Genomic DNA, 24328 nt, shown 5'->3' on the forward strand with positions numbered 1-24328 from the left:
GCAGGCACCGACATGAACCTCACTACATTTGCCTTCATCATTACCGGCGTCTGCCTCAACGCCGTGGCGCAGCTGCTGCTGAAAGCCGGCACCAACGCGGTCGGCGTCATCAGCCTGACGCCGCAGAACTGGTTTGCGACCGGCATCAAGCTGGCCACCCAGCTGCCGATCCTGGGCGGCCTGACCTGCTACGTGATTTCGCTGGTGGTCTGGATCATCGGTCTGTCGCGGGTCGATGTCACGATCGCCTACCCGATGCTGTCGCTAGGCTATGTCATCAGCGCCGTCGGCGCCTGGTATTTCCTGGGTGAGGCGGTATCCGCCCAGCGCCTGGTGGCTATCGGCGTCATCATAGTCGGCGTAGTATTGCTAACCCGCAGCTAAGCTGATCCAGCTAGTCTACCCTCTCATTTTTAAGATCATACTTATAAAACAATATGAGCCAACAACCATTCCTCCCCTTCGCCAAGCCCACCATCGATGAAGCCACCATCGCCGCCGTCGGCGATGTGCTGCGCTCCGGCTGGATTACCAGCGGTCCCAAGGTGCAGGCATTCGAAGCGCAGTTGTCGGAATATTTCGGCGGCCGTCCGGTACGCACCTTCAATTCCGGCACCTGCACCATGGAAATCGCCCTGCGCATCGCCGGCATCGGCGCCGGCGACGAAGTGATCACCACGCCGATTTCCTGGGTCGCCACCGCCAACGTCATCATTGAAACCGGCGCCACGCCGGTGTTCGCCGATATCGATCCGGTCACCCGCAATATCGACCTGGCCCAGGTCGAAGCCGCCATCACGCCGCGTACCAAGGCCATCATCCCGGTCTACCTGTCCGGCCTGCCGGTTGACATGGACCGCTTGTATGCCTTGGCGAAGAAACATAATCTGCGCGTGGTGGAAGACGCGGCGCAAGCGCTGGGTTCGACTTGGAACGGCCAGCGCATCGGCGCCTTTGGCGATTTTGCCTCGTTCAGCTTCCAGGCCAACAAGAACATCACCTCCTCGGAAGGTGGCTGCCTGGTATTGAACAATGCCGAAGAAGCGCGGCTGGCGGAAAAATACCGCCTGCAAGGCGTGACCCGCAGCGGCTTCGACGGCCTCGACGTCGACGTCCTCGGCGGCAAGTTCAACATGACCGACGTCGCCGCCGCCATCGGTCTTGGCCAGTTTGCCCACATCGAAGCGATTACCGCCCATCGGCGCGCGCTGGCTCAATACTACTTCAGCTGTTTCGGCAGCGACTTTGAAGCCAAATACGGCGCCCAGCTGCCGGTGCCGGATTTCGACAACAGCAACTGGCACATGTTCCAGCTGGTGCTGCCGGAACGCTCGGACGGCAAACCGGCGCGCGCCACCTTCATGGAACAGATGCAGGCGCTCGGCGTCGGCATCGGCTACCACTACCCGGCCATCCACCTGCTCAGCATGTACCGCGCGCGCGGCTTCAAGGAAGGCATGTTCCCGGTTGCCGAAAAAGTCGGCCGCCTGATCGTCTCGCTGCCTATGTTCAATGTGATGACCAAGAACGATGTCGAACGCGCTGTGTCCGCGGTAAAATCCGTTCTTCAATAAACCGACAAGCGCTTGATGAAACCAGAACTTTCCGTCGTCATCCCGGTATACAACGAGGAATCGGGCCTCGCCAAACTGTTCGAGCGCCTCTATCCGGCGCTTGACGCACTTGGCATCAGTTATGAAATCCTGTACGTCAACGATGGCAGCCGCGACAAGTCGGCGGCCATCCTGGCGGAACAGTTCCGGCTGCGGCCGGACGTCACTCGCGTAGTCCTGTTCAACGGCAATTTCGGCCAGCACATGGCGATCCTGGCCGGCTTTGAAGCGACTCGCGGCGATATCGTCGTGACGCTCGACGCCGACCTGCAGAATCCGCCGGAAGAAATCGGCAACCTGGTCGCCAAGATGCGCGAAGGCTACGATTATGTCGGCTCGATCCGCCGCAAGCGGCAGGATTCGGCCTGGCGCACCGTCGCTTCCAAGGCTATGAACCTGCTGCGCGAAAAGATCACCGGCATCAAGATGACCGACCAGGGCAATATGCTGCGCGCCTACGGCCGCAACGTGGTGGACCTGATCAACCAGTGCAAGGAAGTCAATACTTTTGTACCGGCCCTGGCCTACACTTTCGCCCGCAAGCAGGCTGAAATCGTGGTTGAACACGAAGAACGCTCGGCCGGCGAATCGAAATATTCGCTGTACAGCCTGATCCGCCTGAACTTCGACCTGGTGACCGGCTTCTCCATCGTACCGCTGCAGCTGTTCTCGCTGATCGGGATCGTGCTGTCCTTCGCTTCCGCCGCGCTGTTCGTGGTGCTGGTGGTGCGCCGCTTCCTGTTCGGCGCCGAGGTGCAAGGTGTGTTCACCCTGTTCGCCTTCGCCTTCTTCCTGATGGGCATGATCCTGTTCGGTATCGGCCTGGTCGGCGAATATGTCGGCCGCATCTACCAGCAAGTCCGCGCGCGTCCACGCTACGTGGTGCAAGCCATGCTGGAGCAGTCTTCTTCCGAGGACAAGCAAGCCTCATGAAAGCCGTCGTCTTTGCCTATCATAATGTCGGTGTACGCTGCCTGAAAGTCTTGCTGGCGCGCGGCGTCGAAGTCGCGCTGGTGGTCACCCACGAAGACAATCCGCAGGAAACCATCTGGTTCGAATCGGTTGCTTCGCTGTGCCGCCAGCACGGCATTCCGACAGCCGCGCCGGACAATCCGGCGACGCCGGAACTGCTGGCCCAGGTGGCCGCCTTGGCTCCTGATTTGATTTTCAGTTTCTACTACCGGCACATGCTGCCGCTCAATCTGCTGGCCCTGGCCAAGCACGGCGCCTTCAATATGCACGGCTCCTTGCTGCCGAAGTACCGCGGCAGGGTGCCGATCAACTGGGCAGTCTTGCACGGCGAAACCGAAACCGGCGCCACCTTGCATGAAATGGCCGCCAAGCCCGACGCCGGCTGCATCGTGGCGCAGACTTCTGTGCCTATCCTGCCCGACGACACAGCTTACGAAGTATTCGGCAAAGTAGTGGTGGCGGCAGAACAGACGCTGTGGAATGCATTACCGGCCATGCTGGCAGGCAATACTCCGAAAATGCCGAATAACCTGACGCAAGGCAGCTACTTCGGCGGCCGCAAGCCGGCCGACGGCGAAATCGACTGGAGCCAGCCGGCGCAGAAGGTGTACAACCTGTACCGCGCGGTGGCGCCACCCTATCCTGGTGCCTGGACCATAGCCAAAGGCCGCACCTTCGTTATTGGGAAAGCAAGTTTTCCAGCAAACTTGGCTGCCGATGCGCTGGTAAATTTGCCTCAAGGCTTGGCGGTAGTGGATAATCACATTGTTGGCGTCTGCGGCGATGGCCGGGCGTTGTTGATTAACCAATTGCTGGCGAATGACCAGGCGGTCGCGCCAGAAGCACTGAAAAACATCCTTTTATAAAACCGGCTGCGTGATTTCGCGGGTATGACGGCCCTTGTCGCCGCTCTGCCCTCCTGGAAGCGCAGTGTTTGATATTCCGCCGCGCGGAATGCCACTCTAACAACAATAGAACATTATGAAAAAAGTCCTCATCCTCGGCGTCAACGGTTTCATCGGCCATCATCTTTCCAAGCGCATCCTGGAAACCACCGACTGGCACGTCTACGGCATGGACATGATGACCGACCGCATCCGCGACCTGCTGGACAACGAAGAATACAAGTCGCGCATGCACTTCTTCGAAGGCGACATCACCATCAACAAGGAATGGGTCGAGTACCACGTCAAGAAGTGCGACGTGATCCTGCCGCTGGTGGCGATCGCCACGCCTTCGACCTACGTCAAGCAGCCGCTGCGCGTGTTCGAGCTGGACTTTGAAGCCAACCTGCCGATCGTGCGCTCCGCCGCCAAGTACGGCAAGCACCTGGTGTTCCCGTCGACCTCGGAAGTGTACGGCATGTGCCATGACGAAGAATTCGATCCAGAGCAATCCGAACTGATCTGCGGCCCGATCAACAAACCGCGCTGGATCTACTCCTGCGCCAAGCAGTTGATGGATCGCGTGATCTGGGGCTACGGCATGGAAGAAGGCCTGAACTTCACCCTGTTCCGTCCGTTCAACTGGATCGGCGCCGGCCTCGATTCGATCCATACGCCGAAAGAAGGCAGCTCGCGCGTGGTGACCCAGTTCTTCGGCCACATCGTGCGCGGCGAGAACATCTCGCTGGTCGACGGCGGCCAGCAAAAGCGCGCCTTCACCTACATCGATGACGGCATCGACGCCCTGATCAAGATCATCGCCAACAAGGACGGCGTCGCCAGTGGCAAGATCTACAACATCGGCAACCCGGTTAACAACTATTCGATCCGCGACCTCGCCGACATGATGCTGAAGCTGGCGGCGGAATATCCTGAGTACGCCGACTCCGCCAAGAAGGTCAAGCTGGTCGAGACCACTTCGGCGGCCTACTACGGCAAGGGTTACCAGGACGTGCAGAACCGTGTGCCGAAGATCACCAATACTTGCGACGAACTGAGTTGGCAGCCAACCACTACCATGGCCGACACCCTGCGCAATATTTTTGACGCCTACCGCGGCCAAGTGGCCGAAGCACGCGCCCTGATGGACTAAGCTTTACGCCAAGGCCCGGACGAGATACGAGGCGCTCGCGTCTCGTATCTCGTCCGGGCGCTGTTTTTCCTTACTACAGCCAGACCAGACAACTTGCCTCTCCTCACCCTAAAAATCGACGCCGATACCTATCGCGGCACCCGTGAAGGGGTACCTAACCTGGTGCGCCTGCTGAATAAATACCAGGCACGCGCCACCTTTCTGTTCTCGCTCGGCTACGACCATACTGGCTGGGCCTTGAAGCAAGTGTTCCGTCCCGGCTTCTTCCAGAAAGTATCGCGCACCTCGGTGGTCGAGCACTACGGCTTCAAGACCTTGATGTATGGCGTGCTGCTGCCTGCGCCGGATATCGGCAAGACCTGCGCCGCATACATGCAGGCCGTGGACGCCGCCGGTTTCGAGTGCGGTATCCACACCTGGGATCACCGCGTCTGGCAAGACCACGTGCGGCAACGCGGCGCCGACTGGACCAGCCAGCAGATGCAGCGTTCGTTTGACCGTTTCCGCCAGATCTTCGGCCGGGCGCCGCTGACCCATGGCGCCGCCGGCTGGCAAATGAACCCCCATGCCTTCGAGCAGCTGGAAAAATTCGGCATGGCCTATGCCTCTGACGGCCGCGCCATGCTCACCGACGACGGCGCGCTGGCCGACCAGGCCGCGGGGCCGCATCGTCTGCAGGTCAATGGCAAGACGCTGGCATGCATCCAGCTGCCGACCACCCTGCCGACGCTGGACGAACTGCTGGGGCGCAGCTTCAACGGCGTCGAGCTGACGCCGGAAAATATCGCCGAGCATATCCTGGCGCTGACGGCGACGCCGCGCGATCATGTATTTACTCTGCATGCAGAGCTTGAAGGGCAAAAACTCGCCCCCATATTCGAGCGGTTGCTGCAGGGCTGGCAGGCGCAAGGCTACGATCTGGTCTCGATGGAAGATTATTATCGACACGTCAAAGACCAGGTGTTACCCGTCGCACCGCTCACGTGGGCGGAGTTGCCCGGACGTTCAGGCGAAATGATCATGCAGGAAACCTGACCAGCGGATCAAGCCCTTGATTGGCAACCGATTCATCATAATCTTTAGTGAACAGGACAAGAAAGTGGCAGACCATCCTTCTATCATCAACATGACGGTTCCCGACTTTTCTGCAGCCATGACCGGTGCACAGACATTCAAGTTATCGGACTATCATGGCAAGAAAATAGTGTTGTATTTTTACCCTAAGGACAACACGCCAGGCTGCACTACCGAAGCTATCCAGTTCCGCGACCTGCATCAGGAATTCCAGGGTCACAATACTGTCATATTAGGCGTCAGCCGCGACAGCATTCGCTCGCACGAAGGTTTCAAAGCCAAGCTGGGCCTCCCTTTTGAGCTGATTGCCGATCCGGATGAAACGCTATGCGCCATGTTCAACGTCATGAAAATGAAAAACATGTACGGCAAGCAAGTACGCGGCATCGAACGCAGCACGTTTGTGATTGACGCCGCCGGCACATTGATGAAAGAATGGCGTGGAGTGAAGGTGCCTGCGCATGTTGAGGAAGTATTGGAGTTTGTAAGTCATTGAATTCACAAAAAATTATTCTGTTAAGCCGTTTGAGGAAAAGGCCCGAGGGCCTTCCCAAACGGCTTTTTTACTTTTTAATTTGTGCTTAGGGCCCGCCAGGAAATAAATTGGGCATTTGTGCGGACGTAGCTGGATGCGATGCAAGGCGCCCGCCGCGCCGCGGTGCTAGCACTGCAAGCGGTGGCGAACGTAACAGCGGCAGCAGCGCGCCAGCTACGGACAGTACAAATGTTCAAGTTATTTCCTGACGGGGTCTCGACCGGCCAGGCCTGCCCTCATGGCGTGTTATGGGCCTGTTTATTGTGAGTGATAGCTGATGTTCCTTACCAATATTGTTGTTCCAGCCGTAGCTTCATCTGTTTGGTCCAGTTCGCGTTGCCACCCAAGCGAACATTTTTTCATCTTTAAAGCGAGGTTCTGATGCCCTTACCAAAATTACCGACCAAACCCGCTGCTTTACTGTCCGTTCAAGATTATCCAAAAGCGGAAGCCGGCAAAGCCGTCAAACCACGTATCGCCATTGTTGAACCGATTACCCGCAACAAGGAAATAGCACCACAGGCACGCGACAAGTCGGTTGCCAAACCGGCTGCAAAGCCGGCTGTAACCCCGGTGGAAAGCCGCAAGACCAAGGCGCCGGCGGAGAATGGCCGCGCTGCCGCCCCGGCCAAGCCTGCCGAAGGCCATAGCCGCCCGAAATCGAGCACCAGCCGCGCCGCCGACAAATCCGGCGTGACCAAGCTGTTCGTGCTGGACACCAACGTGCTGATGCATGATCCAAGCTCGCTGTTCCGTTTTGAAGAGCATGACATCTATCTGCCGATGGTGACCCTGGAAGAACTGGACAACCACAAGAAAGGCATGTCGGAAGTCGCCCGTAACGCCCGCCAGGTATCGCGTTCGCTCGATGCGCTGGTCGGGGATATCGGCGACGACCAGATCGACAGCGGCATTCCCTTGTCCAAACTTGGCAACAAGGATGCCAAGGGCCGTCTGTTCTTCCAGACCAAGCTGCAGAATGCCGACCTGCCGGAAGGTTTGCCGGTCGGGAAAGCCGACAACCAGATCCTCGGCGTGGTGCGCGGACTGGAAGCGGAAACCCCGGGCCGCCCGGTGGTGCTGGTGTCAAAAGACATCAACATGCGCATCAAGGCCCGCGCCATGGGCTTGCCGGCGGAAGACTACTTTAATGACCACGTGCTGGAAGACACCGACCTGCTGTACTCGGGCATCCAGCAATTGCCGGACGATTTCTGGATCAAGCACGGCAAGGGCATCGAATCCTGGCAAGAGAACAAGCACGGCACCGGCTATACCTACTACCGCCTGAGCGGGCCATTGGTGCCGACCCTGCTGGTCAACCAGTTCGTTTTCATCGAACCGAAAAACGGCGAGCCGGCGTTCTACGGCCAGGTCACGCAGATCAACGGCAAGACCGCGGTGCTGCAAACCTTGCGCGACTACGGTCACGCCAAGAACAGCGTGTGGGGCATCACCGCCCGCAACCGCGAGCAGAACTTTGCCCTCAACCTGCTGATGAATCCGGACTGCGACTTCGTCACCCTGCTGGGCCAGGCCGGCACCGGCAAGACCTTGCTGGCGCTGGCGGCCGGCTTGGCGCAAGTACTGGAAACCAAGACCTACAACGAAATCATCGTGACCCGCGTCACGGTGCCGGTCGGTGAAGACATCGGTTTCCTGCCGGGTACGGAAGAAGAGAAGATGGGGCCGTGGATGGGCGCCTTCGACGACAATCTGGAAGTGCTCAACAAGTCCGATTCCGATGCCGGCGAATGGGGTCGTGCCGCCACCCAGGATCTGATCCGTTCACGTATCAAGATCAAGTCGCTCAACTTCATGCGCGGCCGCACCTTCGTCAACAAGTTCCTGATCATCGACGAAGCGCAAAATCTGACGCCGAAGCAGATGAAGACGCTGGTGACGCGTGCCGGTCCGGGCACCAAGATCATCTGCCTGGGGAATATCGCGCAGATCGATACGCCGTACCTGACCGAAGGCTCGAGCGGCCTGACTTACGTGGTCGATCGATTCAAGGGCTGGTCGCATAGCGGCCATGTCACCTTGGCGCGTGGCGAGCGCTCACGTTTGGCAGATCACGCCAGCGACGTGCTGTAATCACGCTTGACAGCGGCGCAGCGATGCGCCACTAGTAACAGGCAAACGGGTGTAATTCGAGGTGCGCGAGGAGCGCTCTGATTGAATTACACCCGTTTTTATTTGATGATGCGATATGCACTTCATCCGCCACGGAGTACGCCCATGAAAATCGCCATCCTTTCCGATATCCACGCCAATATCTGGGCGCTGCAAGCCGTGCTGGCGGATATCAAACGCCAAGGTGCTGACCTGATCGTCAACGCCGGCGATATCCTGTCCGGCCCGCTGGCGCCGGCCGCTACAGCCGATCTGCTGATGTCGCTGGGCCTGCCTACCATCGCCGGCAACCACGAACGCCAGTTGCTGTCCTGCGCCGCCAAAGCCGGACATCCGACCGATCAGTTCGCCTTCGAAAACACCACACAGGCGCAGCGCGACTGGATCAAGGGACTACCCGGCACCCTGGCTGTCGCCGAGGACGTCTACATGTGCCACGGCACGCCGGCCAGCGACCTGATTTATTTCCTGGAAGAAGTCGACCAGCACGGTTGCCGCATGGCCCGGCAGACCCAGATCGAGGCATACGCCGCCGGCCTCAGCCAGACGCTCATCATCTGCGGCCACAGCCACAAGCCGCGCAGCTGTGCCGTCTCCGGCGGCAGGCTGGTAGTGAATCCGGGCAGCGTCGGCCTGCAAGCCTATGACGACGACCAGCCATGGTTTCATGTCATCGAAAACGGCAGCCCGCATGCGCGCTATGCGATGTGCGAAAAAGACATGCATGGCTGGCGCGTCGGCCACCACTGCATTGGTTACGACCATCACAAAGCCGCGGCCGAGGCCGCAAAGAACGGCAGGGATGACTGGGCACGCTGGCTGCTCACGGGACGCGCCGCGTCCTGAAGCGCGCCGCCATGCAGCGCAGACCGGTGCGCTGCACAGCTGAGTTCACTTAGCCTCCTGCCAGCCAGGCTCGCCCTCATTCAATTGTTACCTGCCAGCCTGCTGTCCGTCCAAGCAATGCCGCGGATTGCGAAAATGTAATCCCGCGGCCATCTTCCCGCAGCCACATTTTTTCCATACTGGACACCAAGGCATACGGGCTATTGCAGCCATTGCCTTTATCGAAACGACTCCCGCCGGCAATTTTCAGAACAAGAAAGCATGCCGGCAAACCCCGTGTCGTTTGTGTATTCCGAAATCTTAACTAACGGAGTTTGCAATGAAATTCACACAACTGATTTTGGCACTGACCGCAGCATCCTTATCATTCGGCGCCGCGGCTGCGGATAACGCTTCGGATGGCAAGGGCAAAACACGACAGGAGGTCCGGCAAGAACTGACCGAGGCGCAGCACAATGGCCAAGTCCCTGCCAGGAACGCCGATTACCCGCCATCGAAGGAAACCATCAAGAGGAATCAGCAAAGCCATAAGGCCGCGGCGCATCCCAAGAACGAAAAGACGAATGGGATTGACTCGCATGACGATCGCGGCGGCGCCAAGCAATAGCCGCCGGGCATGCGCGCGTCCTGATGGACGAAAAATGGACAAAAAAAAACGGCGCATCGTAAAATGCGCCGCAACCTTAAGTCAGTAAATTGCAATTAAGAACTAGAATGCCACAGGACGCCATTTCAGCAAACGTTTTTCTAGCGTAGTCAGCAAATAATCCGCCGCCAGGGCCACCACGGCCAGCACGATCATGGCGGCAAATACGCCGCTGGCGTTGAAAGCGCCCTGCGCAGTCGAAATCAGCAAACCGATGCCCTGCTTGGAACCGAGGAATTCGCCCACCACGGCGCCGACCAGCGCAAAGCCGAAGCTGACGTGCAAGCTTGCCAGGATCCAGCTCAGCGCCGATGGAATTACCACCGACATGGTGACCTGGCGCGGCGATGCGCCGAGGATTTGTGCGTTTGCAATCATGTAACGATCGGCTTCACGCACGCCCTGGAAGGCATTGCCGAACACCACGAAGAACACCATCACTACCGCCAGCGCGACTTTGGAGGCCATGCCCAGGCCCAGCGCGATCACGAAAATCGACCCCAGCACCACCCGCGGAATCGAATTGGCGACCTGGATATAGATGCTGAAGACATCCGACAGCAGCTTGTTGCGGCCCAGCAGGATACCGCACACCACACCCGCTACCGAGCCGATCAGGAAGCCCAGCACGGTTTCTTCCAGCGTCACCAGCACCTGGGTCCAGAGCGGCCCTTGCGATGTACCTTCGACGATCCAGTCGTAGATCTGGATCACGATCAGCGAAGGTTGCGAAAAGAAGAACGGATCTATCCATTGCAGCCTGGCTGCCAGCTCCCAGCCGCCCAGGGTCAGGATCAGGATGGCGACGCGCAGCGATATCACCAGCCAGTAGCGTTGCTTGATTTTGCGTTGTGCTTCTTGTTCGACAGTGGCCAGGCTGGCGGCGCTCAACTTGTCGACGGTGTGTGCTTGATTCATGGTTTGCCTCTGTGCTGCCGCCTGCCCTGGAATCCAGACTGGCACGCGGCACGGTAAATGGGGAAAGACGATTTAGCTGATGTGCACTTCTTCGCGCAGGTCAGCCCAGATCTTGCGCGAGATATCGATGAAGCGCTGTTCGTAGCGCACCTCGGACATCACGCGCGGCCGCGGCAGGTCGATTTCATAGACGCTCTTCAGGGTGGCCGGACGGGCGGTCAGCACATAGACCTTGTCGGCCAGCGCAATCGCCTCTTCCAGGTCGTGGGTGACGAACACCACCGAGCCCGCTTGCGACGACCACAGCTGCAGCAGCTCGTCCTGCATCAAGGTGCGGGTCTGCATGTCAAGCGCGCTGAAGGGTTCGTCCATCAGCAAAATCTCGGGACTGTTGATGAAGGTCTGGGCCAGGGCCACGCGCTTGCGCATGCCGCCCGACAGCTGGTGCGGATAGTGATTGCTGAATTTATCGAGGCCGACGCGGCGTATCCATTCTTCCGCCAAAGCATAGGCCGCATCTTTCGGCTTGCCGCGGAACAGCGGTCCGGCGGCGACGTTATGCAGCACGCTGCGCCACGGGAATACTGCGTCGTTCTGGAACACAAAACCGATACGCGGATCGATGCCGTTGACCGGCTCACCCATGATGCGCACCTCGCCTACGGTCGGCTTCAGCAAGCCGGTGATCATGCTCAGGGTGGTCGACTTGCCGCAGCCGGTAGGGCCAACTACTGCCACGAATTCGCCGCGCGCCACGCTCATGGTGAAGTCGCGCAAAGCTACGGTGGCCTTGCCGTCCGGCGAGATGAAGCGGCACGAGACATTGCGCAGTTCGATAGCGGGTGTGTCGCGCGACGGTTCCGGCGTCGCCAGCTTGACAGGCGAAGCCGGCGCCGCCGAAGCGTATGCTGTTTGAGTCATTTCAGTTTCCTTTTAAATTTTGGACGACAGCGGTCGCGCCGCACGCGAAGCTCGCGCCGGCCAGGGCCATCCATCTGCCGCCAGGTCCTGCGCCTGAGCGCGGAACATGACGGCCTTTGCTAATTCTGCGCTGTGCTTCGCCGTGCTTATTTAGCCGCGCTGACGAACTCGTTGGTATAGGTTTTAGCCAGATCGATATGCTTGCCCTTGACGTTCGGATTAAATCCGGACAAGACCTGCAAGACAGTCTCGGGGCCGCCTGGCGGCATCTTGCCGTCTGCGGAAAACATCGGCAGGGAGTTTTGCAGCGCCTGTACATACATCGGCTTGTTGTTGCCGTAGTAGTCCTTCGGCATCTTGTCGGCGATTTCAGCCGCGCTGTGGGTATTGATGAATTTCAGCGTCTTGACGAAAGCGCGCGCCAGCTTGGTTGCCTCCGCTTTGTGCGTATTCAGCCATGGCCGCTGCACGTACAGGCTGGAGGCCGGGTATAGGCCGCCGAGCGCCTTGACCGTGCCTTCGACGGTGCGCATGTCGACCAGCACCGAGGCATCGCCGGTCTTCAGCAGCTGCGATACGGTCGGTTCGGTGGTCATGCCGGCATCGATGCGGCCCTGCTTGATCGCCACGATGAAGGTATTGTCGGCGCCTACCGGCAGCACCGAATACTGGTTGGAACTGATGCCGCTCTTGGCTGCCAGGTACTGGGTCAGGAAGTTGGTGGAGGAACCGAGACCGGTCACGCCCAGGGTCTTGCCCTTGACGTCGGCCATGCTCTTGATGCTGGCGGCTGCCTTGGTCGAAACCATTTCCACTTCGCCGGGAACCTGTCCGAAGACCGTGATCGCAGTGACTTCCTTGCCCTTGCTTTGCAGATCGATGGAGTGGTCGTAGAAACCGACCACCGCCTGCACCGCGCCGGCCAGCAATTCATTTTCTGCATCGACCCCGGCCGGCTGCGATTGCAGCTCGACATCCAGCCCCTCTTCCTTGAAGTAACCGAGCTGTTCAGTCAGCTTGGCCGGCAGGTAAATCATTTTGGTGATGCCGCCGACCATAATGGTGATTTTTCCTGAGTCTGCCGCAACGGCCTGGCTGGCGCCAAGCACCGTGCCCGACAGCAGCACAGCAGAAATCAACGAACCGCGGATGAGGGTATGCATTGTGTTGTCTCCATTTATTTTTTTGGGATAATCGCTGGATCCATATGACGGGCTGCCATTGTTCCAATCTTGAGCGTATTCTAGGATGCGATAACTTTCATCCAGCTTTCCAAATCCCGGCAATTTAGATTGCATTGCAACATAACCTGGCCAGCACCCATGAAATTACTCCTGATCGAAGATAATCCGCCGCTAGCACTGTGGCTCAGCAAGATCCTCAAGGAGGACAAGTTCACAATTGATGTCGCCAGCGATGGCGAAATGGCCGACAGTTTGCTGCAAAGCGAAAGCTACGATGTCGTCCTGCTCGACCTGCAGCTGCCAAAGATGAACGGCAAAAGCGTCTTGCGGCGGCTGCGCCAGCGCCACAACAATGTGCCGGTAATGATCCTGACCGCCAGCGGCTCGATCGACGAGAAGGTTGATTGCCTGGGCGCCGGCGCCGACGACTATCTGGTCAAGCCGTTCGAAGTGCGTGAGCTGGTGGCCAGGATCAAAGCCCTGATCCGCCGCCAGACGCCCGACAAGACAGCGGAAATGCATTGCGCCGACCTGTGCTACGACAGCAATACCCGGCAGTTCTCGATCGCCGGCCAGCCGCTGGCGCTGCCCGCGCGCGAACACGACGTGCTGGAAATCCTGATGCTCAAGCAAGGCAAGACCGTCTCGAAGACGGCCTTGATGGATGGCGTCTTCGGGCTGGACGATGAACCGAGCGCAGACGCCATCGAGATCTACATCCATCGCCTGCGCAAAAAAATGGAACACTGCCAGGCCGCCATCATGACGCTGCGCGGCCTCGGCTACCTGCTCAAACAGAAAGACATCTCTTGATCATCAGCCTGCGCCTGCGCTTACTGTTGTGGTTGCTGATTCCGCTGACATTATTTGTCGCTATCAGCGCCACACTGTCGTACCGCAGCGCGCGCCAGACCGCGGACCTGATCCAGGACCATGCCTTGCTGGCTTCGGCCCAGGTAATCGCCGGCGAGATCCAGTGGTTGGACGGCGTACCGCATGCCAGCGTGCCGCCGGCAGCGCTGGAGCTGCTGGTCTCGCCCGAGCAGGACCAGGTGTATTACCAGGTCATCACCGATCATGACAGCCTGCTGGCGGGCGTCCGGATTTTCCGCCGGCGCTGCGCTTCCCGTTGACGGCGCCGGCCTTCAATAATATCGATTACCACGGCCAGGCACTGCGCGTGGTAAGCCAGGTGCGGATCCTGTACAACGCCGGCCAACTGCGCAAGATCGCCGTACTGGTAGGACAGACCACGCGCGCCCGTGACCAGATGCTGGCCGACCTGTGGCGCCCCGCTCTGCACAGCCAGATCGCCATGCTGCTGCTGGCCATCGCCCTGGTAGTAATCGGCCTGACCATGGAGTTGCGGCCGCTGATGCACCTGAAGAATCAGCTGGCCGCGCGCGACGCCACCTCGCTATCGCCAATCAAGCCCGGCCAGCTGCAGCTAGAGCTGCGCCCTATCGTCGAAGCCATCAATCAAACCATCCAGCGCCTCAACACCCAGGTCGCGGCGCAGAAGCGTTTTATCGCCGACGCCGCCCATCAGTTGCGCACGCCGCTGACCTTGATCGATTCGCAGATCCAGTTTGCGCGTCGCCTGACCGACGAACAGCGGCGCGGCGAAGTATTGCAGGCGCTGCAGGAAAGCAGCCGCAACATGACCGAGCTGACCAACAAGTTGTTGCTGCTGTCGCAGGCGGAAGCTGCCAACACCACCGCTTTCCTGCGCCATCCGGTAGACCTGCTGGCCGTGGCCGCCGTGGTGCTGGAAGAAATTGTCGACCTGGCGCAGCGCAAGAACATCGATCTGGGTCTCGACACTGCGAACGAGCATGCCTGGGCCATGGGTAACGAAGCCTTGTTCAACGCCATGATGATGAACCTGGTCGACAACGCCATCCGCTACACGCCGGCGCATGGCAAGGTCACCGTGAGCATTGCCGCCGGCCCGGAACAGATCGCCATCAGCGTCAGCGACAATGGGCCGGGCATTCCGGCGGAGGTGCGCGACCGCGTGTTCGAACGTTTCTTCCGCAACGCCGCACCTGGCCAGGAAGGCACAGGCCTGGGCCTGGCGATCGTCAAGGAAATCGTGATCGCCGCACAAGGTACGGTGACGCTGGCTGCCTCCGCCCAGCAAAGCGGCTTGACCGTAATGGTACGTTTGCCAGCTTGCGCAGAGGCCGCCGCTGCAAATAAAACCTGAGCAACGGTTCTAGGACGTCGCCAGCAGAGAAGTTTATTTTGCAGTATATTATTGCCTAGGCAATGAATATTCGCGCAAAACTCAAGCCAACAAGCGGCGAATAAATAATAACTAGATAATGCACCAGCACAGAAAAGCAAGAAATCCGTGAGTAATCGAACACCTATTTTCACCGTGGAGAACTACCAGATAGAAGAAAGCATCGGCTATCTGCTGGCGCGGTCGCGCGCCATGCTGGTCAAGAGTTCGGACGAATCGCTGGCGGAATATGGGATTACCCATGCCCAGGGTGCGATTTTGCTGATGCTGTCAACCGGGAAATACTCTACCGCGGCCGACCTTGCCCGCGAGACGTACACGGATGCCGCATCGACCAAGCGCATGATCGACCGTCTGGCGGCCCGCGACCTGATTACGCGCGAACCCTGTGCGCACGACCGGCGCCTGATGAAGCTGCACCTGACCGCCGACGGGCTGGAGCTGTCAAAAAAAATGCCAAAAGCGTTTTGCGGCGTGCTGAACAAGCATTTTTCCGATTTCAGCGCTGAAGAAATCGGCTTTTTGAAATCCATGCTGCGACGTCTGCTGGCAACGAATGCGCCAGCAGAGAAAACACATTGACTAAGCAAGAACTATCCATACAGTATTATTTTTAAGTAATCAGGCGCCTGTGTCATTCCCCGTTGTTATTCCTTATAGTCATTTATCCGTGGCCGCTAAATCAACTCGTCAAATCAACATCGACATGAATCCTCTTTCTTCTTCATCCCGACGCAGCCTGCCGAAACTCGCGACGCAGCGCCTTGCCATCAGCGCTGCCGTATTGCTGCTGGCGGCCTGCGCCAATTTCAGCGGGATTCACAGCAGCGCCCGCTCGAACAGTGCGGACGACTATGCCTCCGCTTCGTCCTTGCCGGGTCAAGGCGGCGCCTGGCCGAGCAGCTCCTGGGTAAGCAGCATCGGCGGCAGCCAGCTGCAGCAGCTGGTCGACGAAGCGCTCGCTACCAATCCGAATCTGCAGGCAGCATCCGCCCGCATCGCCGCATCGCATGCGATGGTGGAAGCGGCCGGCGCCACCAGCAAGCCGCAAGTCGGCGCCAGCCTGTCGGCGACGCGGGAACGCTTTTCCGAGAACAGCATTTATCCGCCGCCATTCGGCGGCATGTACGTGACGGATTATGAAACGGCGCTGAACTTCAGCTATGACCTGGATTTCTGGGGCAAGCATAGCGAGCAGTTGCGCTCCGCCATTTCGCAAAGCAAAGCCGCGCAAGCAGAAGATTATTCGGCACGGCTGGTGCTGACTGCCGCCATCTCGAAAGCATGGCTGCAACTGGGACGCCAGTATGCCCAGCTCGACCTGACCAACCAGCAGCTGGTATTGCGCGACAAGCTCGACAAGCTGACCCAGCAACGCTTTGCCGCCGGCCTCGACACCCAGAGCGACAACCAGCAGAGCCGCCAGCAAATCGCCGGCCTGCGCGCAGAACGTTCGCAATGGCAGGAAGCGATCGCCCTGACCCGCAACCAGATCGCCGCGTTGATGGGCCAGGGTCCGGATCGCGGACTGAAAATCGCCCAGCCGGTACTGCCGGCGGACAGCGCCATCGCCCTGCCCGACCAGTTGCCGCTGGGCCTGATGGGGCGGCGGCCGGATGTACTGGCAGCGCGCTGGCAGGTAGAAGCGGCGCAAAGCGATATCAAGGTGGCCAAGACCGAGTTCTATCCGGACATCAACCTGTCCGCCATGATCGGCTTTTCCAGCCTCAGCTTTTCACAATTCCTGAACCATAGCAGCAAGGTGGTCGGCGCCGGTCCGGCCATCCATCTGCCGATCTTTGAAGGCGGCGCCTTGCGTGCCCAGCTCAAAGGCCGGGTCGCTGCCTATGACGGCGCGGTAGCTACCTACAATCAAGCCCTGAACGACGCTTTCCACGAAGTGGCGGACAGCGTGCAGTCGCTGCGCGCCGCGGAAGAACAGAGCAAGAATCAGCAGACTGCGGTAGACGCGGCCGAACGCGGCATGAAGCTGGCCGAGCAACGGCAACAGGTCGGCACTGCCAATATGCTGCAGGTCGTCAGCAGCCAGATCAGCTGGCTGGCGCAGCGCAAGCTTGAGCTCGATACGCGCGCGCGCCGGGCCGATCTGCGCGTCAACCTGATCAAATCGCTGGGAGGCGGCTTTGAGGCAGACGCGGCGGGCCTCGGCCCAGCCGCAGCAGATACCGCCAGCAATCCGCAAGCAAGCGCTACTAACTGATTCATCAAAATAACCGTTCACTTATTGCGAAATCCGCACCATGACAACACCAAATCAAAACCCACAAGAAGCATCCGCCGGCAGCGCCGCTGCTGCCGCTCCAGCCCAGCCGGTTGCCGTCAACGGCAAGCGCCGCAGCCTGCTGATCGGCGTCACCATTGCCCTGATCATTGTCTTGCTCGCCTACGGCATCTGGTGGTTCATCTATGCCCGCCACTACGAAACCACCGACGATGCCTACGTTGGCGGCAACGTGGTGCAAGTCACGCCCCAGGTTGGCGGTACGGTGCTGGCGATCAATACCGACGATACCGAGCTGGTACAGGTCGGCAAACCGCTGGTTGAACTGGACAAGGCCGACGCCAAGGTTGCGCTGGACCAGGCCGAAGCCCAGCTGGCGCAGACCGTGCGCCAGGTGCGCACGCTGTTCGTCAACAACAATACCCTGACCTCCGCCGTCACCGCCCGCAGCGCTGAACTGGAACGCGCCCGCGCCGACCTCGCGCGCCGCCAGCAACTGATCAGCACTGGCGCCGTCTCCAAGGAAGAGCTGGATCACGCCAAGGTAGCAGTACAAAGCGCCGAAGCGGCCCTGCAATCGGCGCGCGAGCAATTGTCTTCCAACAAGGTGCTGACCGACCGCACCACGGTTGAACTGCACCCGAACGTGCTGAACGCCGCGGCCCAGGTCCGCAATGCCTATATCAACCTGGCCCGCACCAGCCTGCTGGCGCCGACCACCGGTTATGTCGCCAAGCGCTCGGTGCAGGTTGGCCAGCGCGTCGCCGCCGGCACCCCGCTGCTGTCGATCGTGCCGCTGAACGCCTTGTGGGTGGACGCCAACTTCAAGGAAGTACAGATCAAGAACATGCGCATCGGCCAGCCGGTGACTTTGGATTCCGATGTCTACGGCTCCAAGATTGAATACCATGGCACAGTGGTCGGCCTGGCAGCCGGTTCCGGCTCAGCCTTTGCTTTGCTGCCGGCGCAAAACGCCAGCGGCAACTGGATCAAGATCGTGCAGCGTATTCCAGTGCGTATTTCGCTGGATCCGAAAGACCTGGAAACCCATCCGCTGCGCATCGGCGTCTCGATGAACGTCAGCGTCGACGTCGCCAAGACTGAAGGCACTTCGCTGACTGCAGGCACGGCGCGCACTACGCCTGCTTACACCACCGATGTGTTCGACAAGAGCGGCCAGGAGGCCGATGCACGTATCGCCAGCATCATCGCTGCCAACAACAATGCAGCGGCAGCGCACTGATACCCTGCAACCTGCCGGCGAATGCCGCAGCGCAAGCCGCCGTCCTGGCGGCCGCGCTGACGGCAGCGGACATGCAATAACCCTTACCGGAATGCCTTCATGAGTTCCCCAAAACCAGCGCCGCCACCGCGGCCGCCTTCGCAACCACTGCCGCCGCTGACCGGCGGCAAGCTTGTCATGGGTACGGTAGCCTTGTCGCTCGCCGTGTTCATGAACGTCCTCGATTCGTCGATTGCCAACGTTTCCATCCCGGCCATTTCCGGTGACCTCGGCGTCTCGCCGCAACAGGGCACCTGGGTCATCACCTCGTTCGCGGTGGCCAACGCCATCTCCGTGCCGCTGACCGGCTGGCTGACGCAACGCTTCGGCCAGGTACGCTTGTTCGTGACCTCGATCATCCTCTTCGTGCTGTCCTCGATCTTGTGCGGCCTGGCGCCGAGCATGGAAGTGCTGATCGCCGCCCGCGTACTGCAAGGCGCCGTCGCCGGACCGATGATTCCCTTGTCGCAGTCATTGCTGCTGTCCAGTTACACTCCCTCCAAGAGCGGGATGGCGCTAGCCTTCTGGGGCATGACCACGCTGGTGGCGCCGGTCATGGGACCGCTGCTGGGCGGCTGGATCTCGGATAACTACACCTGGCCGTGGATTTTCTATATCAACATTCCGGTCGGCGTGTTTGCCGCCTGGGCCACCTGGTCGATATACCACAAGCGCGAATCCTCCACCTACAAGCTGCCGATCGACAAGGTCGGACTGGCCTTGCTAGTGGTCTGGGTCGGCTCGCTGCAGATCATGCTGGACAAGGGTAAGGAACTGGACTGGTTCAATTCCTCCACCATCGTGATCCTGGGTGCGGTGGCGCTGGTGGCCTTTATCTATTTCATCATCTGGGAACTGGGCGACGACCATCCGGTGGTTGACCTGCGACTGTTCAAGGGCCGCAACTTCAGCGGCGGCGTGATCGCCATCTCGGTCGGCTACGGCCTGATGTTCGGCGGCCTGGTGATCCTGCCTTTGTGGCTGCAGACCACGCTCGGCTATACCGCAACGCTGGCCGGCGAAGTGATGGCGCCAGTCGGGATCTTTGCAATCATCCTGTCGCCCTTCATCGGCAAGCTGCTGCCCAAGATCGATGCGCGCTGGGTGGCCAGCACCGCTTTCTTCATCTTTGCCATCGTGTTCTACCTGCGTTCGCAGTTCACCGAGAATGTCGACACCTTCACGCTGATGATCCCGACCATCATCCAGGGCGCGGCGATGGCCATGTTCTTCATTCCGCTGACCTCGATCATCCTGTCAGGCCAGCCGCCGGACAAGATTCCTTCGGCCGCGGGCCTGTCCAACTTCGTGCGTATCATGTTCGGCGGCATGGGCACCTCGATCACCAGCACCTTGTGGGATCGCCGCACCTCCCTGCACCACTCGCAACTGACCGAATTCACCGGGCCGCACAGCCCGGCATTCAACGAGGCGGTGCACAACCTGATGGCGCAGGGCATGCCGGAGCCGGCCGCCTGGGCCACCATCGACCGCCTGATTTCGGTCAAGGCGGCGACCCAGGGGGCGACCGATATCTTCTGGATTTCGGCGGTGCTATTCCTGATGCTGATTGCGCTGGTATGGCTGACCAAACCGCAGCGTTCCAGCTTGCCGGTGGATGCCGGCGGCGCGCACTAAGAGGGATTTGAGCGCAAGCCGTAATCCAGCTTAATAATCCAACTTGAAGCATGAGCTCCGGCAGCGGAGCTCATGAAAAACGGGCGGTGCATAGTTGACTATGCACCGCCCGTTTTGTTTTCCGAAGCCGGGTGGCGCAACGCCACCCGGTCCGCATCGCTTACAAGATATGCTTGCCGATCCACCAGGCAATCGCCGCCATGAAGGCCGAAGCTGGAATCGTCAGCACCCAGGCCCAGACGATATTGCCGGCAACGCCCCAGCGCACCGCGGAGACGCGGCGTGCAGCGCCGACGCCAACGATGGCGCCGGTGATGGTGTGGGTAGTCGAGACTGGCACGCCCAGCATGGTCGCCAGGAACAGCGTAATGGCGCCGCCGGTTTCGGCGCAGAAGCCACCCACCGGTTTCAGCTTGGTGATCTTCTGGCCCATGGTCTTGACGATGCGCCAGCCGCCGAACAGCGTACCGAGGCTGATCGCGCTATAGCAGGAAATGATCACCCACCATGGCGGCAGGCTGTCGCTGGCTTGCGAAAAGCCGGTGGCGATCAGCAGCATCCAGATGATGCCGATGGTTTTCTGCGCATCGTTGCCGCCGTGCCCGAGGCTATACATGGAGGCGGATACCAGCTGCAGGCGGCGGAACCATTTGTCGACCTTGCGCGGCGTCGAGCGCACGAAGATCCACGACACCAGCACCATCATGATGGAGCCGAAGACGAAGCCCAGCAGCGGCGACAGCACGATGAAGGCAATGGTCTTGATCAGGCCGGCCGAGATCAGCGATCCGGTGCCGGCCTTGGCCACTGCAGCGCCGACCAGGCCGCCGATCAAGGCATGCGAAGACGACGACGGAATGCCGTAGTACCAGGTCAGGATGTTCCAGCAAATGGCGCCGACCAGGGCGCCGAAGACGACGTAATGATCCACCACATTGGGATCGATAGTGCCCTTGCCGACGGTAGCGGCGACGTGCAGCTGGAACACCGCAATCGCAATGAAGTTGAACAGGGCCGCCATGGCCACTGCCTGCTGCGGCTTGAGGACGCCGGTGGAGACCACGGTGGCGATTGCATTGGCGGCATCATGGAAGCCGTTCATGAAATCGAACACCAGCGCCAGTGCAATAAGGAAGACGAGAACGTAAATACTGATTTGAAGAGTGTGCATGAGTAGCCAGAGTCGTTTTTTTAGGATTGCATCGATGCGCTAGCGACCACGGGCCGCCGGCGCCCTACTCTGCATCAGGCATTTTCGACGATAATGCCTTCGATGATGTTGGCGACATCTTCACAACGGTCGGTGACGGTTTCCAGCAGTTCGTAGATCGCCTTGAGCTTGATCAGGGTGCGTACATCAGGCTCGTCGCGGAACAGTTTCGACATGGCGGCGCGCATCACGTGATCGGCGTCCGACTCCAGGCGGTCGATCTCGACGCAGATCGCCAGGATCTCGCGCGAGTTGTCCATGTTGTGCAGCAGACCGACTGCAGCCTTGACCTTCTCGGCGCAGCCCAGGCACAGCTCGGCCAGGCGCTTGGCTTCTGGCGTGATGGCCTTGATGTCGTACAGCGAGATGGTCTGCGCCGCGTCTTCCAGCAAATCGAGAATATCGTCCATGCGGGTGATCAGCTGATGGATGTCGTCGCGGTCGATCGGTGTGATGAAGGTCTTGTGCAGCATGTCGATCGCATGGTGCGTGACCTGGTCGGCCTGCTTTTCAATGCCTTCGATCGCATGCACGCGGATTTCCAGATCGTCGAAGTTAGTCATCAACGCCACCATTTCTTTAGCGCCCTTGACGCATAGCTCTGCATGCTGATTAAAGAGCTCAAAGAATTTGCCCTCGGTGGGCATCAATCGTCCAAACATGTTTATTCTCTCTTCTGAGGGTTAAGCTGAATCTAAAACTACAACTACGCTTGCATTTAAATCAAGGATATTAATTTAAAGCAAACAATGTCACGAAACTGAAATATATCAGGCTCGCTCGGCCAGCGCTTAGCAGGATTTTGTAAATTTTTCGTTAATGCAACAAAATCAACAACGGCAATAACGGTAATCAATCGCCGCCGTACGGCGCATCCAGATTACCGACATAGTTGTCGAATTTCGTGTATTGCCCGAGGAAACTGAGACGCACGCTACCGATCGGACCGTTACGCTGTTTGCCGATAATGATTTCCGCGGTGCCCTTTTCCTGCGAATCGGGGTTGTATACCTCGTCGCGGTAAATGAACAGGATGACGTCGGCGTCCTGCTCGATAGCGCCGGATTCACGCAAGTCGGACATCACCGGACGCTTGTTGGGGCGTTGCTCCAGCGAGCGGTTCAGCTGCGACAGCGCAATCACCGGGCACTGCAGCTCTTTGGCCAGGCCCTTCAAGTTACGCGAGATTTCAGAAATTTCTGTGGCGCGGTTTTCACCGGCATTATTGGCCGACATCAGCTGCAAATAGTCGATGATGATCAGGCCCAGCGTGCCGCACTGGCGCGACAGCCGGCGCGCGCGGGCGCGCAGTTCGATCGAGCTGAGCGCCGGCGTTTCGTCGATGAACAGCTGGGCGTCGTTCATCTTCTGGATCGCGTGGGTCAGGCGTGGCCAGTCCTCGTCATTGAGGCGGCCGGTACGCAAACGGTGCTGGTCCAGCTTGCCGACCGAACCCAGCATACGCATGGCGAGCTGGGTGCCGCCCATTTCCATCGAAAAGATCGCCACCGGCAAACCGCTTTCGATCGCCACGTTCTCGCCGATGTTGACCGAGAACGCGGTCTTACCCATGGATGGGCGTCCCGCCACGATCACCAGGTCGCCTTTTTGCAGCCCGGACGTCATCTTGTCGAGATCGATGAAACCGGTCGAAACACCGGTGATATCGCTCTGGTTATCGCGGTTGTAAAGTTCGTCGATACGCTCCACCACTTGCGTCAGCAGCGGCTGGATTTCCTGGAAACCCTGGGCGCCGCGCGCACCTTCCTCGGCAATCGCAAAAATCTTCGATTCCGCCTCGTCCAGCATCTGCTTGACTTCCTTGCCTTGCGGGCTGAAAGCCTGGCCGGAAATTTCATCGGCCACGGTAATCAGTTTGCGCAAGACGCCGCGATCGCGCACGATCTCGGCGTAGCGGCGGATATTGGCCGCCGATGGCGTATTTTGCGCCAGCGCATTGAGGTAGCTCAGGCCGCCGACCTCTTCCGCCTTGCCGGTGCCGCTCAGCGATTCAAAGACCGTGATCACGTCAGCCGGCTTGCTGCCGTTGATCAGCTTGACCATGTGCTGGAAAATGATCCGATGATCGTAGCGGTAGAAATCGTCGGCATTGACGAAGTCCGCGATCTTGTCCCAGGCCGCATTATCCAGCAGCAATCCGCCTAAAACGGACTGTTCTGCTTCGATCGAATGGGGTGGTACGCGGAGGGAATCTAACTGCGGATCGGACGGTGCTTTAGAAGGTGCTTTCATGGCGCGAATTATACCTGCTTCTCATAAGCGTCTTGCTGCACTGCCAGAAAAAGGACGTAAAAAAAGCCGGGAAAACCCGGCTTTTTTTGACTGCAATAACTTTTTGCCAACAGCGTATTAAACGTGTTCGCCGATCACTGCGATGACGATGTCAACCACGACGTCAGTGTGCAGAGCAACTGCAACCGGGTGTTCGCCGGTTGTCTTCAGCGGACCGTTCGGCAAGCGAACTTGTGCTTTTTCAACTGCGAAGCCTTGCTTGGTCAGCGCTTCAGCGATGTCGAAGTTGGTCACGGAACCGAACAGACGGCCGTCAACGCCCGACTTTTGCGAGATCTGAACAGTCAGGCCGTTCAGTTTTTCGCCTTGGCCTTGGGCCACAGCCAGCTTGGCTGCCGCTGCTGTTTCCAGATCAGCGCGCTTCGCTTCGAATTCAGCGATAGCGGTAGTCGTAGCACGACGCGCCATGCGTTGCGGGATCAGGAAGTTACGTGCGTAACCGTCCTTGACGCGAACAACTTCGCCCAGGTTGCCGAGATTAACGACTTTTTCCAACAGAATAACTTGCATATT

The 24328-nt window shown here is 59.2% G+C and carries 23 protein-coding genes and 1 pseudogene; 17 read left to right on the plus strand and 7 right to left on the minus strand.

Translation table 11 applies throughout. The features are described from left to right. Positions 1 to 12 precede the first annotated feature (12 nt). From CPter91_RS14775 to CPter91_RS14820, 10 genes are all read left to right on the plus strand, one after another. On the plus strand, positions 13 to 384 hold the full coding sequence (locus CPter91_RS14775) for a DMT family transporter (RefSeq protein ID WP_061941554.1): 372 nt from the start codon (positions 13 to 15) through the stop codon (positions 382 to 384). 53 nt (positions 385 to 437) lie between these two features. Further along, positions 438 to 1574, plus strand: coding sequence for a DegT/DnrJ/EryC1/StrS family aminotransferase (locus CPter91_RS14780; protein WP_061941556.1), 1137 nt, complete (start codon positions 438 to 440; stop codon positions 1572 to 1574). A 15-nt stretch (positions 1575 to 1589) separates the two neighbouring features. After that, entirely contained in the window at positions 1590 to 2546 is a 957-nt protein-coding gene (locus CPter91_RS14785; RefSeq protein ID WP_061941558.1) for a glycosyltransferase, read from the plus strand. After that, the gene (locus tag CPter91_RS14790; RefSeq protein WP_061941559.1) at positions 2543 to 3451 is read left to right on the plus strand and encodes a formyltransferase; all 909 of its coding nucleotides are present in this window, start codon (positions 2543 to 2545) and stop codon (positions 3449 to 3451) included. Before CPter91_RS14785 ends, CPter91_RS14790 begins: the two co-directional genes overlap by 4 nt. A 115-nt stretch (positions 3452 to 3566) precedes the next feature. After that, positions 3567 to 4622, plus strand: a complete 1056-nt coding sequence (locus tag CPter91_RS14795; protein ID WP_061941561.1) for a bifunctional UDP-4-keto-pentose/UDP-xylose synthase — start codon at positions 3567 to 3569, stop codon at positions 4620 to 4622. 93 nt (positions 4623 to 4715) lie between these two features. Continuing rightward, entirely contained in the window at positions 4716 to 5657 is a 942-nt protein-coding gene (locus CPter91_RS14800; RefSeq protein ID WP_061941562.1) for a polysaccharide deacetylase family protein, read from the plus strand. A 118-nt stretch (positions 5658 to 5775) separates the two neighbouring features. Continuing rightward, positions 5776 to 6192: a peroxiredoxin gene (locus tag CPter91_RS14805; protein WP_061946267.1), complete on the plus strand. Its 417-nt coding sequence runs from the start codon at positions 5776 to 5778 to the stop codon at positions 6190 to 6192. A gap of 420 nt (positions 6193 to 6612) precedes the next feature. Beyond that, positions 6613 to 8328 carry a PhoH family protein gene (locus CPter91_RS14810; RefSeq protein ID WP_061941564.1) on the plus strand — a complete coding sequence of 572 codons (1716 nt, stop codon included), beginning with the start codon at positions 6613 to 6615 and terminating at the stop codon, positions 8326 to 8328. 144 nt (positions 8329 to 8472) lie between these two features. Beyond that, entirely contained in the window at positions 8473 to 9213 is a 741-nt protein-coding gene (locus CPter91_RS14815) for a metallophosphoesterase family protein (RefSeq protein ID WP_061941566.1), read from the plus strand. A gap of 319 nt (positions 9214 to 9532) precedes the next feature. Next, on the plus strand, positions 9533 to 9820 hold the full coding sequence (locus tag CPter91_RS14820) for a DUF4148 domain-containing protein (RefSeq protein WP_061941568.1): 288 nt from the start codon (positions 9533 to 9535) through the stop codon (positions 9818 to 9820). A 102-nt stretch (positions 9821 to 9922) separates the two neighbouring features. On the opposite strand, the gene CPter91_RS14825 is transcribed toward CPter91_RS14820, so the two are convergent. From CPter91_RS14825 to CPter91_RS14835, 3 genes are all read right to left on the minus strand, one after another. Beyond that, the gene (locus tag CPter91_RS14825) at positions 9923 to 10777 is read right to left on the minus strand and encodes an ABC transporter permease (protein ID WP_061941569.1); all 855 of its coding nucleotides are present in this window, start codon (positions 10775 to 10777) and stop codon (positions 9923 to 9925) included. A 72-nt stretch (positions 10778 to 10849) separates the two neighbouring features. Further along, positions 10850 to 11698 (minus strand): ABC transporter ATP-binding protein, encoded by an 849-nt coding sequence (locus CPter91_RS14830; protein ID WP_231880092.1) that lies wholly within the window; start codon positions 11696 to 11698, stop codon positions 10850 to 10852. A 146-nt stretch (positions 11699 to 11844) separates the two neighbouring features. Then, a complete protein-coding gene (locus CPter91_RS14835) occupies positions 11845 to 12861 on the minus strand; it encodes an ABC transporter substrate-binding protein (RefSeq protein WP_061941571.1) in 1017 nt (338 codons plus the stop codon). 159 nt (positions 12862 to 13020) lie between these two features. Between CPter91_RS14835 and CPter91_RS14840 the strand changes: the two genes are divergently transcribed. The 7 genes and pseudogenes from CPter91_RS14840 (at position 13021) to CPter91_RS14865 (ending at position 20292) form a co-directional block, all read left to right on the plus strand. Then, positions 13021 to 13695 (plus strand): response regulator, encoded by a 675-nt coding sequence (locus tag CPter91_RS14840; protein WP_061941573.1) that lies wholly within the window; start codon positions 13021 to 13023, stop codon positions 13693 to 13695. A 32-nt stretch (positions 13696 to 13727) separates the two neighbouring features. Further along, positions 13728 to 14530 (plus strand): annotated as a pseudogene (locus CPter91_RS27585) (sensor histidine kinase N-terminal domain-containing protein); the annotation flags it as partial. 12 nt (positions 14531 to 14542) lie between these two features. After that, positions 14543 to 15091 carry a sensor histidine kinase gene (locus tag CPter91_RS27750; RefSeq protein ID WP_417924860.1) on the plus strand — a complete coding sequence of 183 codons (549 nt, stop codon included), beginning with the start codon at positions 14543 to 14545 and terminating at the stop codon, positions 15089 to 15091. Between the two features lie 147 nt (positions 15092 to 15238). Further along, positions 15239 to 15712: a MarR family winged helix-turn-helix transcriptional regulator gene (locus CPter91_RS14850; protein ID WP_061941575.1), complete on the plus strand. Its 474-nt coding sequence runs from the start codon at positions 15239 to 15241 to the stop codon at positions 15710 to 15712. 124 nt (positions 15713 to 15836) lie between these two features. Beyond that, the gene (locus tag CPter91_RS14855; RefSeq protein ID WP_061941576.1) at positions 15837 to 17351 is read left to right on the plus strand and encodes an efflux transporter outer membrane subunit; all 1515 of its coding nucleotides are present in this window, start codon (positions 15837 to 15839) and stop codon (positions 17349 to 17351) included. A gap of 40 nt (positions 17352 to 17391) precedes the next feature. Beyond that, positions 17392 to 18615, plus strand: a complete 1224-nt coding sequence (locus CPter91_RS14860) for an HlyD/EmrA/EmrK family protein (protein WP_061941578.1) — start codon at positions 17392 to 17394, stop codon at positions 18613 to 18615. A 99-nt stretch (positions 18616 to 18714) separates the two neighbouring features. Continuing rightward, positions 18715 to 20292 carry a DHA2 family efflux MFS transporter permease subunit gene (locus CPter91_RS14865; RefSeq protein ID WP_061941580.1) on the plus strand — a complete coding sequence of 526 codons (1578 nt, stop codon included), beginning with the start codon at positions 18715 to 18717 and terminating at the stop codon, positions 20290 to 20292. Positions 20293 to 20452: 160 nt separating this feature from the next. Here CPter91_RS14865 and CPter91_RS14870 read toward each other — a convergent pair whose 3' ends face one another. The 4 genes from CPter91_RS14870 to rplI form a co-directional block, all read right to left on the minus strand. Further along, positions 20453 to 21463: an inorganic phosphate transporter gene (locus CPter91_RS14870; RefSeq protein WP_061941581.1), complete on the minus strand. Its 1011-nt coding sequence runs from the start codon at positions 21461 to 21463 to the stop codon at positions 20453 to 20455. 74 nt (positions 21464 to 21537) lie between these two features. After that, positions 21538 to 22164, minus strand: coding sequence for a DUF47 domain-containing protein (locus CPter91_RS14875; protein ID WP_014006461.1), 627 nt, complete (start codon positions 22162 to 22164; stop codon positions 21538 to 21540). 190 nt (positions 22165 to 22354) lie between these two features. Then, positions 22355 to 23755 carry a replicative DNA helicase gene (locus tag CPter91_RS14880; protein WP_061941583.1) on the minus strand — a complete coding sequence of 467 codons (1401 nt, stop codon included), beginning with the start codon at positions 23753 to 23755 and terminating at the stop codon, positions 22355 to 22357. A 117-nt stretch (positions 23756 to 23872) separates the two neighbouring features. Then, positions 23873 to 24325, minus strand: coding sequence for a 50S ribosomal protein L9 (gene rplI / locus CPter91_RS14885; RefSeq protein ID WP_061941585.1), 453 nt, complete (start codon positions 24323 to 24325; stop codon positions 23873 to 23875). Positions 24326 to 24328 lie beyond the last annotated feature (3 nt).

It is taken from the genome of Collimonas pratensis (assembly GCF_001584185.1).
Lineage (GTDB): Bacteria > Pseudomonadota > Gammaproteobacteria > Burkholderiales > Burkholderiaceae_D > Collimonas > Collimonas pratensis.